We start from the raw sequence: 16,226 nt of genomic DNA, 5'->3' as shown, positions 1-16,226 counted from the left end.
CGCGCCCGGCCCGCTGGCCGGTTCGGGGCACCGATGCGGCGCGCCTTGGTGTCCCGGGGCGGCGCCTGGCCGGTGGTCCCCCTCTCGGTTTCCGGGCGTGTCGCGTGGGGCCCCGGCTAGCCGGCCACGCCCGGGCCCCGGGCTGCGGATGTTGCTTCGCCTGGTGGGCCCGGCGGCTGCGGGGGGCGGCGCGGGTGGCCATGTTCCCCCCCCCCCCCGCAGGCCGGCGATCTCATGGAGGAACAGGAGCAACGCCAAAACCGGACGGTCCCACCGCGATGGTCTCAGGCCGGCGCGCGGCCTCAACAGAGGACAGCGGGTCTTCCGTGTTCGTGCCTGCGTTGTTCCGATCGCCGGACCTGGGCGCCGCCGCGTGCGGTTCACACCGCCGGCATGGGGTGCAAGGCGAATGGTGGTTCAGGGGGGATTTCGGCCAGTCCGCTGGCAAGGGGCAATCCTGCAGAGGGGCCGCTGCCCAACCCGCGCCGGATCGGAGAGGCAATTGGATCAGGCGACGAGCGCGGCTGTCGCCTGCAGCAACTCCGCCTCGCCGAAGGGCTTCTCCAGCCGCGGGCGCTGCCGGTAAGCGTCCGCGCACGAGATCTTCACGTCACCCGTGGCGAACAGGTACGGCACGCCGAGGGCGCTCAATTTGTCGGCGACTGGGTAGACGGTGTCGCCATGATCGAGGTTGACGTCGAGCACCGCCGCGTCGAGGCCTTCGTCCGCGATCACGTCGAGAGCCCGTTCCACGTTGGGGACCGGCCCGACCACCTCGGCACCGGCGGCCAGAAGCCAGCGCTTCACCTCCATGGCGATGAGATACTCGTCCTCGACGATGAGGATGCGTCGGCCGCCGAGCGGTCGGGCCGCGTCAAGCATCGGTACTCCGCGCGTCTACCTGCCCCCTGACGCTAACCGCGCTGAGGGAGACTGCCTTCACACAGATCAGGTTAGGGGCATCTCGATCCGACACCGCACCCCGTCTGGACCCACCGCGTAGTCGACCTCGGCCTCCATCGCGTAGGCGAGCGCCTCTTGGATCAACTCCGTGCCGTAGCCCCGGCGTGACGTGGCCTCCGGATCGATGGCGACGCCGCCCTCGACCCAGCTCAGGGCCAGTCGCCGACGCTCGCGCCGGTCAAGGACCACCGCCCATGTCACATGGAGTTCGGCAGTCTCGACCTTCAGGGCGCCGTACTTCACCGCGTTGGTGGTCAACTCGTGCACCGCCAGGGCGAAGTTCTGAACCTGCCGCGCCCTGAGATGGACCTCCGGCCCCGCGACCGTCACGCGGTCCGACGCCCCATTCGCGTACGCAGCCAGCTCGGCCCTGACGAGCGCCCCGACCTCGACGGTGTCGCTGCCCGCTTGGCTGAGCAGCGCCTGTGCACGGCTGAGCGCCTGCAGCCGTTCCTCGAAGTCCTCGACAGAGCCGCCCCGCTTCACTGTGCGGCCGGCCACGGCGGTAACCACGCCCAGGAGGTTCCGCGCCCGGTGCTGCAGCTCGTTGACCAGCACCTCCTGATGCTGAATGGCCACCTTCTCCGCGGTGATGTCGCGGCCGACGCCACCGAGCCAGCGAACCTGCCCGGCCGCATTCTGCATCGGGAAATCGGTGTCGCGCAGCCACCGGACCGTACCGCTACCGAGTTGCCGGATGCGGTACTCGAACGTGACACGCTCACCGGCCCGCACGCGCGTCATCGCATCCAGGGCGTGTTGCCGATCGTCCGGAACGATGAGTTCGAGCCATCCCGCCATGTTGTCGTTCCGCAGGGCGGTCTCCCGATCGAGACCGTAGATCGTCTCGAAGGCCGGCGTGAGATAGATCCACTGCAGGGTCTCGGCGTCGCGGATCCAGAGGACATCGGAGGAAGCCTCGCCGAACTGTCGAAGCCGCGCCTCGCCCTCCCGCAGGCGCATCTCGGCCCGGGCGCGCTCGACGGCCGCCCAGGTGCGCTGGGCGACCTCCTCCACCAAACCAATCTCATCCGCCGTCCACTGACGGGGCCGAGGGTTGTGCACGGTCAACGCGATGACCAGGCGACCGTCCTTGACGCGCGGCACAATGACGGCCGCCGGGGAATTGGCGATCCGATGCATGCCGCGCTGATCTTCCGTGATCCTGGTGTCGGTCTCGATGTCGGTCAGCGTCAGGGTCCGACCGGAGCGGAGGAGGTCGACCAACGCGATGCCGAAGGCATTCATGGGAAACCGACGGACGAGCGGCATCCCGGAATGGACGTACTCACCCAGAACCTCGGCCACCTCTGCGCCCGGCGCATCATCGATCATAACCGTGTACTGCGCTCGACTGCCGCCGAGCGTGTCGACGAGCAACCGGCATGCCGTGTCGGCGATATCGCGGGGATCGTCGAGCAGGCGTAGCTTGTCGCTGAGCTTCAACAGGAAGGCTTGCCGCTTCTGGCTCTCGCGCATCGCCGCTTCGGCACCGACGTTGGCCGTGATATCCATCGAGACGCCGACATGGCCGAGATAGCGGCCGTCCTCGGCAAACAGCGGCTGGGCGTAATTCTCGAACCAGCGCCACTGCCCGTCGTAGCGCCGGATGCGATACCGGTTCTGCCACGCCCGGCGGTCACGCACCGCCGCCAGATAATCCGCGACGTAGTTCCCGACCTCGTCCGGGTGAACGAGGGTGTGCCAGCCCTCGCCGCGGATCGCTTCCGCCGACTTGCCCGCGAAGTCGAGGAAATGCTGGTTGATGAAGAGGTTCTTGCCGGTCTCGTCGTTGCGCCAGATCAGGGCGGGGGCGGTATCGGCAAGCGTTCGGAACCGCGTCTCGCTCGCGCGCAGCGCCGCCTCGGCACGCTGGCGGACGTCGATGTCGATGTTCAACCCGACCCATCTCTCGATGCCCCCCTCCGCATTGCGTGCGGGGGCGGCCCGGACGTTGGTCCAGCGCCAGCCGCCGTCGGGCGCACGCAGGCGAAACTCCGCGTTGACGAGGTTGCGAGCCGCGATGGCCTCTCGCCATTGCCGCTCGGCATAGGCCCTGTCATCGGGATGGATCGCGTTCAGCCAGCCGTAGCCGCGCCACTCCTCAAGGGTCTGGCCGGTATAAGCGCGCCAACTGGGGCTATCGACGGTGACGACGCCGTCGGCATCGGTCTCCCACACGGCCTGCGCCCAGCTCTCGACCAAGAGGCGGTGCCGCTCCTCGCTCCCGCGAAGGGCGTGCTCCGCCAGATGCTGTGCGGTCGTCTCCTTCAACGTCCAGAGGACCCCGGCGACAGAGCCGCTGTCGTCGTGGACGGGCGCATATTCCACGTCGAACCACGCATCTTGGAGGTGGCCATTCCGAAGCACGGGGTAACGTTGGCTGACCAGCCGAGCCGACCGCCCAGCCATACCGGCTGCGACATCAGCGGCGAACACATCGCGCGATCGCGGGAACGTTTCGAAGGCCGAACGCCCCAGAGCCTGGACGCCGTGTTCTCGAAGCAGCGCGGTGAAGCTGTCGTTGTAGAGATGGATCGCCTCGACTCCCCAGAGGAGGCTCATCATGCTGGACGAGCCAAGCATCAGGTTGACGATCGTCTTCAGGCTCTGCGGCCAATTGGTGATCGGCCCAAGAGGCGTCGCTGCCCAATCGAAGGTACGGATCAGGCCGGCCATTGCGCCGTCTCCGCTAAGCCATAGCGTGTTGACCTGTGCCATGACCCTAAGAGGCTTGTGCAGTCGGGCGGGTCAATTGATCCAGATTAGCTTCGGACAGGCCGACCGATGTCACGTACGATGTTCGCGCGCGGCCACGTCTTGACGCGCGTCTCACCCCGATCCGAAGTCGCCGGAGGATCGATGAAGGGTCGCTTTGGAGGAGCGCCGACGGCGGTCCGAGCGGCTGGGTTGGGTCGGATCCGGAACGTCCGCCTATGCCCGCCCTTACCGCCAGGGGATCGATTCCGGCGGCTCCCCGCCTCGCCCGCGAGGCCGGCGAGGGGATCAACGCGGGTCCGCTGGGCATACGGGCCGGCCCCCGCGCCCAGGCGTGTCCGGCAGCGCAGGCGGCCAGGAGGTCGCCCATGATCGGGAGAAGGGCGCCTGCCCGCGCGTCAGGCTCCCGGATCCGTTCGACCCTGGGTGGCTCACGCGCGGTCGGACCGGGGCGTCCCGCCGTCGATTGGGGCGCCTCGGGCATCGCGACAGATCCCGATGGCGGCGCGTGAGCGGGCCGGGGGCTGCAGGTGCCCTCAGGCCTTCCCCTTCCAGGGCACCAGCCACCGCTCGAGCAGGCGCAGGCCGACCTCGAACAGGGTCGCGAACAGGCCGATCAGCAGGATCCCCATCACCACCACGTCGGTGCGCAGGAAGTTGGAGGCGTTGAGGACGAGCTGGCCGAGCCCGGCCTGGGCCGCCACCATCTCGGCGGCGACCAGGGTGGTCCAGCCCACCCCCATGCCGATCCGCAGGCCGATCAGGATCTCCGGCAGCGCCGCCGGGAGCACCACGTAGCGCAGGACCTGCGCGCGGCTCGCCCCGAGGGCGCGCGCCGCGTTGATCTGATCGGCGGAGGCCGAGAGCACGCCCGCGCGGGTCGCCAGCGCCACCGGGGCGAAGCAGGCGAGGACGATCAACAGCACCTTCGACAATTCGCCGATCCCGAACCAGATGATCATCAGCGGCAGGTAGGCGAGCGGCGGCAGCGGCCGGTAGAACTCGATCAGCGGATCGAGGATGCCCCGGGCGATCCGGCTCGTCCCCATGGCCAGGCCGGCCGGGATGCCGAGCAGCGCGGCGAGCCCGAAGGCCCCGAGGACGCGCAGCAGGCTGTCGCGGACCTGGATGCCGAGGGGGGCGCCGTCCAGATCGCTGGTCCAGGCCTGGCCCAGGGCCGACAGGATTGCCTCCGGCGGCGGCAGGAACAGCGGCTTGATCCAGCCGCTATGGGTCGCGACCGCCCAGAGGCCGAGGCAGGTCAGCACCGTGGCGGTGCTGACGATCGGCACCAGCGCCCTGCTGCGGTGGATGCGGCGCCCGGGATGGGCCCGCCGCGGTTCGGACACGGCCGTCGCGTCGAGGGGCAGGCCGCTCATCGGGCGCCCCCGAGCGCCGGATCGGTCCGGTGATGGATGCGCCCGAGCACGCGCTCCCGCACGGCGATGAAGTCGGGGTCCGACTTGACCGCCCGGGCCTCCCGCCCGGCCACGACCGCGCGCGAGAACGGCAGGTCGATCGTCTCGACGATGCGGCCCGGCCGCGGGCTCATGATCAGGAGCTTCGTGGCCAGGAACACCGCCTCCTCGACGTCGTGCGTGATGAAGAAGGCCATCTTGCCGGTCCGGTGCCAGATCTGGAGGATCAGTTCCTGGATCTGCTCGCGCGTGAACGCATCGAGGGCACCCAGCGGCTCGTCCATCAGCAGGGCGCGTGGGTCGCCGGCCAGCGCCCGGGCGATGCCGACCCGCTGCTGCATGCCGCCGGAGAGTTCGTAGACCTTCCGGTCGGCGCATTCGGCGAGGCCGACGAGGTCGAGCATCGCCTGGGCGATCCGGCGCCGCTCCGGACGGGGAACGCCGCGCAGCTTGGGGCCGAACGCCACGTTCTCAGCCACGCTCAGCCAGGGCATGAGGGCGTGGCGCTGGAACACGACGCCCCGGTCGGCCCCCGGCCCCCGGATCGGCACGCCGTCGAGCAGGATGCTGCCCTCGATCGGTTCGAGGAAGCCCGCGATCGCCGAGAGCAGGGTGGTCTTGCCGCAGCCCGAGGCGCCGAGGGCGACCACGAACTCCCCGGGCCGGATCGTCAGGTTCACCTGCGACAGGGCGACGATGCCGGCCTCGCCCTCCCCGTAATGGACGCTGACGTTGCGGATCTCGATCATGCCGCCCTCCGAAGCCGCCGCTTACTGCCGGGCCGCCGCCACGTAATCCCCGGTGACGAACCGGCCGTAATCCGGCGCGAGCGCCTGGACGCGGCCCTGGGCCTTCAGGAATGCCGCGGTCTCGGTCAGGGCCTTGGCGGCCCCGCCGCCGAGCCAGGCCGGCGAGGCCTGCGCGTCGAGGGTCGGGAAGCGGTAGCTCGCGAGGCTCGCCGGCACCTCCGCGGGATCGGCGCCGGTGATCCTGGCCACCGCCTTCACCTCGGGCGCATCGGCGGCCCAGGGCTTGGCCGCGTAGGCGGCGTCCCCGGCGGCGATCAGCTTGACCAGCGTGACCAGGAAATCCCGGTTCTGCTCCGCCCAGGCCCGGTCGACCACGAGGCCGTCGAAGGTCGCCTTGCCCTTGCGGGCGATGTCGCCGGCCGAGAGCACCACCGTGCCGGACTTCTTCACCCGGGCGAGCACCGGATCCCAGGTGAAGGTCGCGTCGATGTCGCCGCGCTCCCAGGCGGCGGCGATCTCAGGGGGACGCATGTTGAGGATCGTCACGTCCTTCTGGCCGAGCCCGACCTCCGCCAGGGCGGCGATCAGCTGGTAGTGGGAGGTCGACACGAACGGCACCGCGACGGTCTTGCCGCGCAGGTCGGCCACGCTTGTGATGCCGCGGCCGGTGCGCGCCACGAGCTGCTCGGCATCGGCGATCTCGTCGAGGATCCAGAACAGCGCAATGTCGAGCCCCTGCGAGGCCGCCGCGGCGATCGGGCTGGAGCCCGCCTCGCCGATCTGGACATTGCCCGACGCCATGGCGCGGATCACGTCGCCGCCGCCGCCGAACTTGCGCCACGTCACCGTGTAGCCGGTGGCCTTCTCGATCGCCCCCGAGGCCATCAGGGCCCGGAACGGGACCACCATGTCCTGGTGGGCGAAGGTGACCGACTTCTCGACCGCCCGCGCGGGGACGGGCGCGAGGAGGCCCAGAACCAGGGGCGTCAGCGCCGACAGGGCGGCCAGGGTTGCTCGCCCGACGGAGCGGCGCGGGTTCGTTCGCGGTCTTGCACTGTCCATGTCCACACTCCCCCTCCGGCATCCCGAGTCGATGCCCTTCGGTTTGCCGGCGACAGGGTCTGACAAGGCAAGCCCCGTGCACAAGAGGCCAGACGCGGCCCAAATCCGCGCCGGCGGACTCCGCCAGGCCCGACAAGCCCCCGCAACCGCCAACCGGATGCGGCTCGGGCACCGCTTCGGATCTGGCCGGCCAGCCGCGGCGCTCGCTCGTGGCGAAGGACGGGCGCCGCGACGGACGGGCGCCCTGGCCCGGCGCCCCCCGCACGGGTTGCGCGACTGGCCTTCGTAAGGGGCGGCTAGATCGCTGGGCTGCACTACATGGGTCGTACACTCAGGCACCGGAGATTGCCTTGTCCTCCCCCATGGAAAACATCCTGCTCGAAGAGCTTCGCGATCTGACGGTGCGGTTTCAGGTCCTGCAGACCACGTTAGGCACCGTGATCGCGCTGATGACCGATACGCAGCGGGATACGGTCATCCGGATGCTGGCTGAAAACCTGAAGATTGTCGGCACCGAGGATCCTCGCGGCATCTCGGGCGCGACCGCCAAGGAGCTGATCGATTATGCTTTGCTGCCAGCAAGCGTGATGCGTAATCACGCAGAGGGGCCCTGAGCCGCCAACGATGCGTCCGTCACGATCGGGGCCGATGTCAGCACCCGGCCCATCCTGACGGGCGGCCGCGCGGTCCTGACGATGCCGAAGGCACGGGCGGCCATTCACCGCCGCCGGGGGCGGTATAGGGTTCTGGATCGCGACGTGACGGAACTCCCAGACGGTTCACGGCTCGGGCTGGGAAGCGGCCGCAATCTTGCTCCGGCCGGCTTTCTGTCATACCTTTATGGGATGCTGATGCCGATCGAGGGGACACCGAAGAAGCGGGGGCGTCCCGCCACCGGCAAGGATCCGGTGACCTCAATTCGATTGTCGCCTGAAATGCGCGCCGAGATCGACGCCTGGTCTGATCGACAGCCGGACCGCCCGAAGCGCTCCGAAGCCATCCGCCGTTTGGTGGAAGAGGCTTTGCGGGCGACACGGGTCTGATGGGCGACGGCATCAACGCCATCGCTCGGGCCGGCGCAGGGGCCGTAGGGCACGGTCGCATGCGCCTTCCGGCGATGGATAGGCCGCTTGCCGCCTCCGATCCACAGGATGCTCGGATCGCAGGGCGGCCCGATCCGAAGCTCCCCCGTCCGGAAGCCATCTCCCACGCCGTGATGGACCGGCTCACGGGCCGGGGCTACCTGCGGTACACTGAGAATCCTGAGGCGGCGCAATGATACGGTTTGCGACTGCGCCTCTGAAGACTGATCTTGGAAACGAAGAAGTCGATACACCCATGGCACATGACGATACGCTCGCGAAGGCCCTGACCAATGTGAGGCATCAGCGCGAGATCCTTCAGGCTGAGTATGAGCGGGTCGGGGCCGAGCTGACGAAACTCCGCCTCGCCGAGCGGTCGCTCGCGGCGATCGTGGAAGGGGCCCCGATGGACGAGCTGATGTCCGAGCCGACGAGCCGCCGGCGCGCGTCGACGGGTGAGGATCAGCCTCGCGCGGGACGTGGGCCCCGCGGCCCCCGGGCCAACTCAGCCAAGGGACGGCTGAAGGCCTTGCTTGAGGAAGCCGGACCGCAGGGGCTGACGCATACCGAGATCACGGAGCGTCTGACGGGCGTGGCAGCCAACACCCTGAACACGTACCTCAGCGTGATGTCCAGCAGCGGCGAGCTGGAGCGCCATGGCGACAGGTACCGCGCCGGCACGGCGGCGTCCGACGCTTCGAACGAAGACCCTGCCGAGGGCGAAGAGGAGGACAGCGAACAGGCGGAGGCTGCCGAATAGGGCCGCTCAAGCCTCGGACGCCGCGTCGTGCGCGGCGCGGTCCGCTGCCTTCACCTCAGTTGACGACGATGGGGGACGGCATCGTCCCCATCTGGGCGGTGGGCGGAACCGGCTTCTCGACCGCGTCGCGACCATGGGAGAGCCGAACGTTGTCTGCCGTGTCCGGGCCGGACGGCGGCTTGGGTGGCGCAACGGGCTCTGAACGCGTCTGATGTGTAATCTGAGGACGCTCGGCCGCTTCTCTCCGCTCCAGCAGCAGTTTCGGGCGCAGATGCTGCAGCATCTCTTTGGCGACATGAAGCTTCTGCCGATTGTATTCGGCCTCTGCCAGGCGCCGCTTCTCGGCCTCGACTTCGCGGATCTGTGCCTCTTGCGCGTGGTGCTGTAGCTCCAGCGACGCGAGTGCAAAACCCGTCGAGGCGCGGGCAAGAATGTCGCTCGTCCTCACGACTGGGCGAGATGAGAAAATGTAGACTGCATTCGCTATAAGGAATGCCAGCGCGATGAACAGCACGAGATCGAAGGCGCGTCCGGAAAAAATCCAGACCATCATCAAAATAAGTGCCGCCAGGGCGGAAAAACCAAGTAGTATGTAGCGAAATACGATCACAATTTGGCCTACGATTGATCTGATGCGGCGGGTTAAACAGTCTATTTACGGCCATATTGTGAATGAATGCGCTACAGGACTCGCTTGGCGAAGATGACTCGTGACGGCGCGCTCGCCCTGGTCGGGGATCGGGGCGGCCCGGCACGTCGTGGTGTCGATGAAGAACCAGTCCTGCCGTCCTCCAACCGTGACCGCTCCGCGATCGCGCGGCTTCCGATCCTGAGTCCGGACGCCGTTCGGGGTCGCGCAGGGTCCCGGCGGCAGGTCCGGCCCGTGGCGCGGTCCGTGGATTGACGGGTCCCGGAACGGCCGGAGCGATCGAGACCGCGCCGAGCAGCATCACCACGTGGCCGCAGGCCTGCACCGCGCCGGGCGCCCAGGACGCCTAACGGGCTCACCGCGAGGCGCGTGCGATCCCTCTCCGATGCCGGGGCCACCGCAGCACGCGATTCCCCGCCCGGGCCCTACGCCGGGCGACGCGGCTCTTCACCCCAGCGGCGCGTGCATGAAGACTTGCGCGATCAGGACCGCGCCGAGGAACGTCCCGGCATTGGCCAGGAACGAGACCACGACGATCCGCCAGCCCAGGCGGCGGAAGGCCGGCACGTCCTTGGCGACCGAGAGCCCCGCGAAGGTCAGGATCGGCGTGGCCAGCGCCAGGAAGTTGAGCTTGCCGGTCAGGGCGGCGATCTCGGCCGCGTAGGGCGTGCCGGGATAGGTCAGAGCCATGCCGATGATCGAGACCCAGAGGACCGCGGGCAGGCGCCGGCCGAGGAGCCGGTAGAGGCTCCAGCCGGCCAGCACGGTGCCGACGATGATCGCCATCCCGGCCACGGCGGGCGCGTCGGGGACGACGCCGTAGGTCAGCCAGTTGCCGATCAGCCCGTAGGCGCCGATCAGGATCCAGGCCAGCACGGTCTCGGCGAGGCCGATCCGCACCTCCTGATGGGCGGGCGTGGCAGCCTCCGGTTCGGCGGCCGCCGGGCGGGCGGCATCCGGCCGGTTGCGGCCGAGGATCGGCTCCAGCTTGCCGTAGGCCCAGATCGTGAAGGGCAGCGACAGGAACAGGGTGAAATACGTGCCGATCGTCGTGGTGACGAGGTTGCTGGCCGCCGCGAAGGTGGCGACGTCCCTGGCGACCTCGGGCGTCTGCTGGGCCGCGATCGCCCCCGAGGCGGCGGCCATCATGCTGCCAGAGCCGACGCCGGCGCCCATGGCCAGGGCCAGCGGGTTGAAGATCTTCAGGCTGGCGATCAGCCCGGCCAGCAGGGCGATGAACACCGCGCCGAACACCGTGCCGGTCAGGTACTCGGCCAGCACGCCGCGGCCCTCCGGTGAATCCATGCCGTAGCGCTCGCCGATGATGGCGAGGCTCGGCTCGCGGCCGACCGAGAAGGTCGCGCCGATCGCCTCGCGCTTGATGCCGAGCAGGAGCGCGACCGGCAGGCCGAACACCATCGTGCCGAAGAAGTGGCCGAATTCCTGGAAGGCCAGGGCCCAGCCCGAGGCCAGGATCTTTGGCAGCGACCCGCCGACGAGCAGGCCGAGCTTGGCGATGAAGATCAGCAGCGCTGGCTGGAGATACGCGCCGGCCGCGTTCTGCAGCGCGCCCGACAGCCGCAGCGGCGCGGGCAGGCGGGGGCTCATCAGCCCCAGCGCGCCGCCCAGCAGCAGGGCCCAGAGCAGCGGCAGCAGCACGATCTTGCCGGCGCCCACCGGGATGCTGACGTTGCCGATCGCCTCCGCGATGACGACGATGACGAGGGCGAGCAGGAACAGCGTGAGTTTGCCGCCGCCCGAGACGGGCTGCGCGACCGGCCGCGTATTCGTTGCGAAGAGTTCGCCCGCCATCGTCATCCTCCATGCCCTCCCGGGGTTGCCCGTTGCTCCGCCTGCCGGTCTTGATCGCCGGCTTGTCGGGTGATCCTCTCGGTCGACCCGGCTCGCGGGGCGCATTCACCGGTCCGCTTCCGACCGGCCGTCCACCCCCCCATCCTGAGGTGCCCGCGTCAGCGGGCCTCGAAGGAGCCCTCCAGATGGACCTGCGATCCCTGGAGCCCGCCTTCGAGGCTGCTTCGCAGCACCTCAGGATGAGGGGGTTGGGTGGGATGAGGGTCGTGCGCCTTGGTCGGTCCGGCGCTTCCTCCGTTGTCGTCCCTGGTTGGTCGCCGGTTCTCCTCGCGAGACCGGCCTAGCCCACGTAGCCGAAGGTCACGGCGGGCGCGGCGGCGGTCTCGACCCAGACGCTCTTGGTCTGCGTGTAGGCCATCAGCGCCTCGCGGCCGGAGGAGCGGCCGAAGCCCGAGCGGCCGAAGCCGCCGAACGGCGAGGCCACGTTGATGGTCTTGTAGCCGTTGACCCAGACGGTGCCGGCCCGCAGAGCCGCCGCGACCCGGTGGCCGCGCCCGCCATCGCCGGTCCAGACCGCGCCGGCGAGGCCGTAGGGCGTGCCGTTGGCGAGTGCGACCGCCTCGTCCTCGCCGTCGAACGGCAGGACCGTGAGGACCGGGCCGAACACCTCCTCCCGGGCGATCGCCGCGTCCGGCGCGACGCCGTCCACGATGGTCGGGCCGTAGTAGAAGCCGCCCGTGTCGCGCAGGGCCGCCGGGCAGGCCCCGCCCGCCGCGATGGTCGCGCCGGCCCCCGCGGCGGCCTCGACCATCTCGGCGATCTTGTCCCGCTGGCGCCGGTTGTTGATCGGGCCGATCTGCGTCGCCGGGTCGGTCGGGGCGCCCACCGGGATGCGCGCGGCGGCGTGGGACAGGCGCTCGACGAAGGACGCGTGGATCGAGCGGTGCACGAGGAGCCGGGAGCCGGCCACGCAGCTCTGCCCGGCGCCGCCGAAGATCGCGGCCTGCGCGCCGATCAGCGCCCGGTCGAGGTCGGCGTCGGCGAACACGATGTTAGCCGACTTGCCGCCGAGCTCCAGAACGCTCGGCACGATGGCGCGGGCCGCCGCGGCGGCGATCTGCGCGCCCGCCTCGGCCGAGCCCACGAACACGACGAGCCGGGTCTCGGGATGGGCGACCGCCGCGGCGCCGGTGGTCGGGCCGGCGCCCGCCAGCACCGAGACGAGGCCGCGGGGTATCCCCTCGGCCCGGTCGCAGAGCAGGCCCAGCGCCAGCGAGGTCAGGGGCGTCAGCTCGGAGGGCTTCAGCACCACGGCGTTGCCGGCGCAGATCGCCGGCGCGATCTGCCAGCCCGCGGTGAAGATCGGCGCGTTCCAGGGGGTGATCTGCACCACGGTGCCGAAGGGCTCGTGGCTTGTGTAGTTCAGGTGCGAGGTCGGGACCGGGATGACGTCGCCGTGCAGCTTGTCGCACCAGCCGGCGTAGTACTCGAACATCTCGGCGACCTTGGCGACCTCGCCGCGCGTGTCGCGGATCGGCTTGCCGGCCGAGAGGGTCTCCAGCTCGGCGAGCGCACCGGCATGCTGCCGGACCAGGGCGGCGACCGCCCAGAGTGCCCGGCCGCGGGCGGCGGCGCTCATCCCCCACCACGCGCGCTGGGCGTCGCGGGCCGCCGCCATGGCGGCCTCGACGACCGACGGGCCAGCATCGGCGAAGGTCGCCAGCACGCCGCCATCGGCGGGGTTGATCAGGTCGAGGCTGGCGCCCGTCCCTTCGAGGATCTCGCCGGCCACGACACTGCCGATGCGGCCGCCCGGCAGCAGGTCGGCCAGGAGGGTGGCGACCCGGTCTGCGGCGGGCGAATGGGACGTGCCGGACATCAGTGGGCTCCCTTGGGATCGCGGTAATCGGCCATGCGGGTGAAGTCGGCCGTGTCGGGGATGGCGGCCTGCGTCGCCTGCCAGATGCGCTTGACCTCGGCGGAGAGCGGCAGGTCGATCCCGCATTCGGCGGCGAGGTCGAGGGCGAGGCGCACGTCCTTGCGCATCAGGCCGGCCGAGAAGCCGCTGTCGAAGGTGCCGGACTGGACCCAGCGCGGGACCATGACCTCGCTGATCGCGCTGCGGCCGGTGGCGGTGTTGACGACCTTGACGGCCTCCTCGGCCGAGAGGCCGGCGGCCTCCGACAGGCGCAGGGCCTCGCCGGTGGTCACGAGATGGGCCGCCACCAGCAGGTTGTTGACGAGCTTGACGATGTTGCCGGCGCCCGACGGCCCGACATGCGGCGCGCGGGCCGACATGGCCTCCAGAACCGGCCGGGCCAGTTCGTAATCCGCCTCCGCCCCGCCGATCATCATGGTCAGGGTGCCCTCGGCGGCGCCGGATGGGCCGCCGCTCACCGGCGCGTCGAGGAGCGCGTGACCGGCCGCGGCGAGGCGCTCGGCGAGGCGCCGGGTCGTGCCGGGATCCGAGGTCGAGGTGTCGATCACCACCACCTTCCGGTCGGTCCGGGACAGGAGCCCGCCCTCCGCGGTGACCACCGCCTCCACGTCCCGGGCCAGGGGCAGCGAGAACACCAGGGCGTCGGCCCGGCCGAGCACGTCGTTGAGGGCGTCGAGCACGGTGACGCCGGCCGCCTCGGCGGCGGGGCGCCGGCCCGCGTCGATGTCGTAGCCGAGGACCGCGAAGCCCTTACGGGCCAGGGTCGCGGCCATGCCCAGACCCATATTGCCGAGCCCGACGACCCCTACCGTTGCGATGGTCATGCCGATCCGTCCTCACGAAGCGGCCCCATCGTTCCGGCAATCAAGCGTTGCGACAACAACCGATTTTTGCACGATCCGTGCGAAATTTGCGCACGCTCTCGTCAGGCCGGCGGCGGTCGGAACGCCACCATGTGGTCGGCCAGCCAGCCGAGCAGGCGCGCCGCGCCCTCGGGCAGGCGCCGTCCGGCCCGGATGACCAGATGGGCGCTCGCCTCCGACAGGATCGCGTCGCGCAGCGGCACCGCCGCGAGGAGGCCGTCGCGCAGCTCGGCCGCGACCACGAAGCGGGGCAGGAACGCGACGCCCATCGCGGCCATCACGAAGCGGCGGTGCAGCTCGAACGCGGCCGTCTCCAGCCGCGGCACCAGCCGGAAGCCGCCGTCGGCCTCGACGCGGCCGATCAGCTGCCGCACGCCGTGGTCGGGGGGCAGGAGGGCGGCGGGCTCGGTGGCGAAGCTGCGCAGGGGGATCGGCGCCGCCCCGTCGGCGAGGGGATGGCCCTTCGGCAGGATGGCGAGCAGCGGCTGCCGGGCGGAGATGATTCCGCGGACATCCGGATGCGCGGGCGGGTTGTAGACGAGGCCGATATCCGCGTCGCCCCGGGCGATGGCCGCCAGGATCCCATCGGTGGTGCCGATCTCGACCTGATAGGCGATGCCCGGATGGGCCTGGGCGAAGCCCGCCAGGGCGTTGTCGAGGAGGTCGATCAGGAAGCCGGCGCCGCAGCGCAGGCTGATCGTGCCCCGCTGCACCCCGCGCAGGCGCTTCAGCTGGTCCTCCAGCAGCGCCGCCTCGTCGGCCTGCCGCTGCGCGTGTGCGGCGACGAGACGCCCGGCCTCCGTGGGGACCACGCCCCGGGGCAGGCGCTCGAGCAGGGTCTCGCCGACCTGCGCCTCCAGCTCGATGATCTGCCGGCTCACCGCCGAGGCGGCGACGTTCAGCACCTCGGCCGCCGCCCGGACCGAGCCCGCCCGCACGACGGCCAGCAGGTAGCGCAGTGCGCGGTCGTTCACGGCGGCGGGTCCCCGGCGCCGCGCCGGTCGACCGCCACGGCGCCCCGCGCTACGACGAGCACGGGCTCCTGGCGCTCCACGATGACCTGCGGCACGCCGCCGGCCGCGAAGGCGATCAGGTCGGCCCGCGCGCCGGGCGCGATGACGCCTGGGCCGAGGCCCAGAACCCGTGCCGGGGTGACGGTGATCGGCGCCAGCAAAGCCGCGAGGTCCGCGTCGGTGCGCAGGTCGAACCGGTAGGCGGCGAGCTGGGCGCGGGCCACCATGCTGGTGACGGTGGCGGGGTTCCAGCAGTCGCGGACGTTGTCGGTGCCGAGGCAGACCGGGACGCCGAGCTCACGCAATCGCAGGATCGGTGGGCATCGGCGCCCGCCCGGCACGCTGCTGAGGATGGCGACGCCGGCCCGGTTCAGGGCCTCCGCGAGCCGGCCGAGTTCCCGGTCGTCGGCCTCTGCGAGGGCGAAGGCGTGGCTGATCGTGACCCGGCCGCCGAGCCCAGCCGCCGCGGTGCGCGCCGCGATTGCCGCGATCGTATCGAGCCCGGCCGCGCCGCCGTCGTGAAGGTGGATGTCGATGCCCCTTCCGTGCCGCTCGGCCAGGGCGAAGACGATGTCCAGGTGACCGTCGCGGTCGCGGTCGATGCCGACGGGGTCGAGGCCGCCGACGAGGTCGGCGCCCATCCGTAGGGCTGCGTCCAGATCGCCCGCAACCGGCGGGCAGCCCAGGATCCCGCTCTGCGGGAAGGCGACGATCTGGATCTGCAGCCGGTCGGCCCAGCGCGCCCGCAGGTCGAGGATCTGGGCGAGGTGGTCGAGCCGCGTCACGTCATCGATGTCGACATGGGTCCGCAGGCTCGTCGTGCCGCCACGGAGCATGCGTTCGAGGAGCGCCTCGGCGCCCTGCTCGGCGAGCGGGATCCGCGTGGCCCGGCGGAACGCCTTTTCATCCTCGATGATCGCGCGGACCGACCCCGCCGCCGCGTGCGGGCGCCACGGCAGTCCGAACAGGCACTTGTCGAGATGGACGTGCCCGTCCGACAGGCCCGGCAGCACCAGGGCGCCGCCGAGATCGATCGTGCGACCGGCGGGCGGCAGCGGCGCGCCGGGATCCCGCAGCGCCGCCACGTAATCGCCCCGGATGTCGATCGTCGCCCGGCTTCCGTCGGCGAGCGTGGCGCCATCGAGGCGCAGGTCGCAGGGGGCGTCCACGCATGGTTCGGCGATCGACGTCACGGCGG

The 16,226-nt window shown here is 70.7% G+C and carries 14 protein-coding genes; 3 read left to right on the top strand and 11 right to left on the bottom strand.

The window, feature by feature from the left end; genetic code table 11:
- Window positions 1-507: 507 nt before the first annotated feature.
- The 5 genes from MKK88_RS01835 to tauA all read right to left on the bottom strand — a co-directional run bounded on the left by MKK88_RS01835 (window position 508) and on the right by tauA (window position 6,910).
- Window positions 508-882 (bottom strand): response regulator, encoded by a 375-nt coding sequence (locus tag MKK88_RS01835; protein WP_243996883.1) that lies wholly within the window; start codon window positions 880-882, stop codon window positions 508-510.
- A 66-nt stretch (window positions 883-948) separates the two neighbouring features.
- Window positions 949-3,642 (bottom strand): PAS domain S-box protein, encoded by a 2,694-nt coding sequence (locus MKK88_RS01830; protein ID WP_243996882.1) that lies wholly within the window; start codon window positions 3,640-3,642, stop codon window positions 949-951.
- A 575-nt stretch (window positions 3,643-4,217) separates the two neighbouring features.
- On the bottom strand, window positions 4,218-5,060 hold the full coding sequence (locus MKK88_RS01825) for an ABC transporter permease subunit (protein WP_243996881.1): 843 nt from the start codon (window positions 5,058-5,060) through the stop codon (window positions 4,218-4,220).
- Window positions 5,057-5,848: a taurine ABC transporter ATP-binding protein gene (locus tag MKK88_RS01820; protein ID WP_243996880.1), complete on the bottom strand. Its 792-nt coding sequence runs from the start codon at window positions 5,846-5,848 to the stop codon at window positions 5,057-5,059. Before MKK88_RS01820 ends, MKK88_RS01825 begins: the two co-directional genes overlap by 4 nt.
- Window positions 5,849-5,869: 21 nt before the next feature.
- Window positions 5,870-6,910 carry a taurine ABC transporter substrate-binding protein gene (gene tauA / locus MKK88_RS01815; protein ID WP_243996879.1) on the bottom strand — a complete coding sequence of 347 codons (1,041 nt, stop codon included), beginning with the start codon at window positions 6,908-6,910 and terminating at the stop codon, window positions 5,870-5,872.
- 350 nt (window positions 6,911-7,260) lie between these two features.
- Between tauA and MKK88_RS01810 the strand changes: the two genes are divergently transcribed.
- The 3 genes from MKK88_RS01810 to MKK88_RS01800 all read left to right on the top strand — a co-directional run bounded on the left by MKK88_RS01810 (window position 7,261) and on the right by MKK88_RS01800 (window position 8,752).
- Window positions 7,261-7,524 (top strand): hypothetical protein, encoded by a 264-nt coding sequence (locus tag MKK88_RS01810; protein WP_243996878.1) that lies wholly within the window; start codon window positions 7,261-7,263, stop codon window positions 7,522-7,524.
- 81 nt (window positions 7,525-7,605) lie between these two features.
- Window positions 7,606-7,953 (top strand): hypothetical protein, encoded by a 348-nt coding sequence (locus MKK88_RS01805; RefSeq protein WP_243996877.1) that lies wholly within the window; start codon window positions 7,606-7,608, stop codon window positions 7,951-7,953.
- 295 nt (window positions 7,954-8,248) lie between these two features.
- Entirely contained in the window at window positions 8,249-8,752 is a 504-nt protein-coding gene (locus tag MKK88_RS01800; RefSeq protein WP_243996876.1) for a hypothetical protein, read from the top strand.
- A gap of 55 nt (window positions 8,753-8,807) precedes the next feature.
- On the opposite strand, the gene MKK88_RS01795 is transcribed toward MKK88_RS01800, so the two are convergent.
- The 6 genes from MKK88_RS01795 to MKK88_RS01770 all read right to left on the bottom strand — a co-directional run bounded on the left by MKK88_RS01795 (window position 8,808) and on the right by MKK88_RS01770 (window position 16,221).
- Window positions 8,808-9,362, bottom strand: coding sequence for a hypothetical protein (locus MKK88_RS01795; protein WP_243996875.1), 555 nt, complete (start codon window positions 9,360-9,362; stop codon window positions 8,808-8,810).
- 486 nt (window positions 9,363-9,848) lie between these two features.
- Complete coding sequence (locus MKK88_RS01790) at window positions 9,849-11,219, bottom strand: DUF3100 domain-containing protein (RefSeq protein WP_409566604.1); 1,371 nt, start codon at window positions 11,217-11,219, stop codon at window positions 9,849-9,851.
- A 334-nt stretch (window positions 11,220-11,553) separates the two neighbouring features.
- Window positions 11,554-13,092: an aldehyde dehydrogenase family protein gene (locus MKK88_RS01785; protein WP_243996873.1), complete on the bottom strand. Its 1,539-nt coding sequence runs from the start codon at window positions 13,090-13,092 to the stop codon at window positions 11,554-11,556.
- Window positions 13,092-13,976, bottom strand: coding sequence for an NAD(P)-dependent oxidoreductase (locus MKK88_RS01780; protein ID WP_243996872.1), 885 nt, complete (start codon window positions 13,974-13,976; stop codon window positions 13,092-13,094). The genes MKK88_RS01785 and MKK88_RS01780 overlap by 1 nt, the downstream gene beginning before the upstream one ends.
- Window positions 13,977-14,077: 101 nt before the next feature.
- A complete protein-coding gene (locus MKK88_RS01775; RefSeq protein WP_243996871.1) occupies window positions 14,078-14,989 on the bottom strand; it encodes a LysR family transcriptional regulator in 912 nt (303 codons plus the stop codon).
- Window positions 14,986-16,221, bottom strand: coding sequence for an amidohydrolase (locus MKK88_RS01770; RefSeq protein WP_243996870.1), 1,236 nt, complete (start codon window positions 16,219-16,221; stop codon window positions 14,986-14,988). Before MKK88_RS01770 ends, MKK88_RS01775 begins: the two co-directional genes overlap by 4 nt.
- Window positions 16,222-16,226: the final 5 nt, after the last annotated feature.

This window comes from Methylobacterium sp. E-005, from assembly GCF_022829725.1.
GTDB lineage: Bacteria > Pseudomonadota > Alphaproteobacteria > Rhizobiales > Beijerinckiaceae > Methylobacterium.
This window is presented reverse-complemented; position numbering and strand designations above follow the sequence as displayed.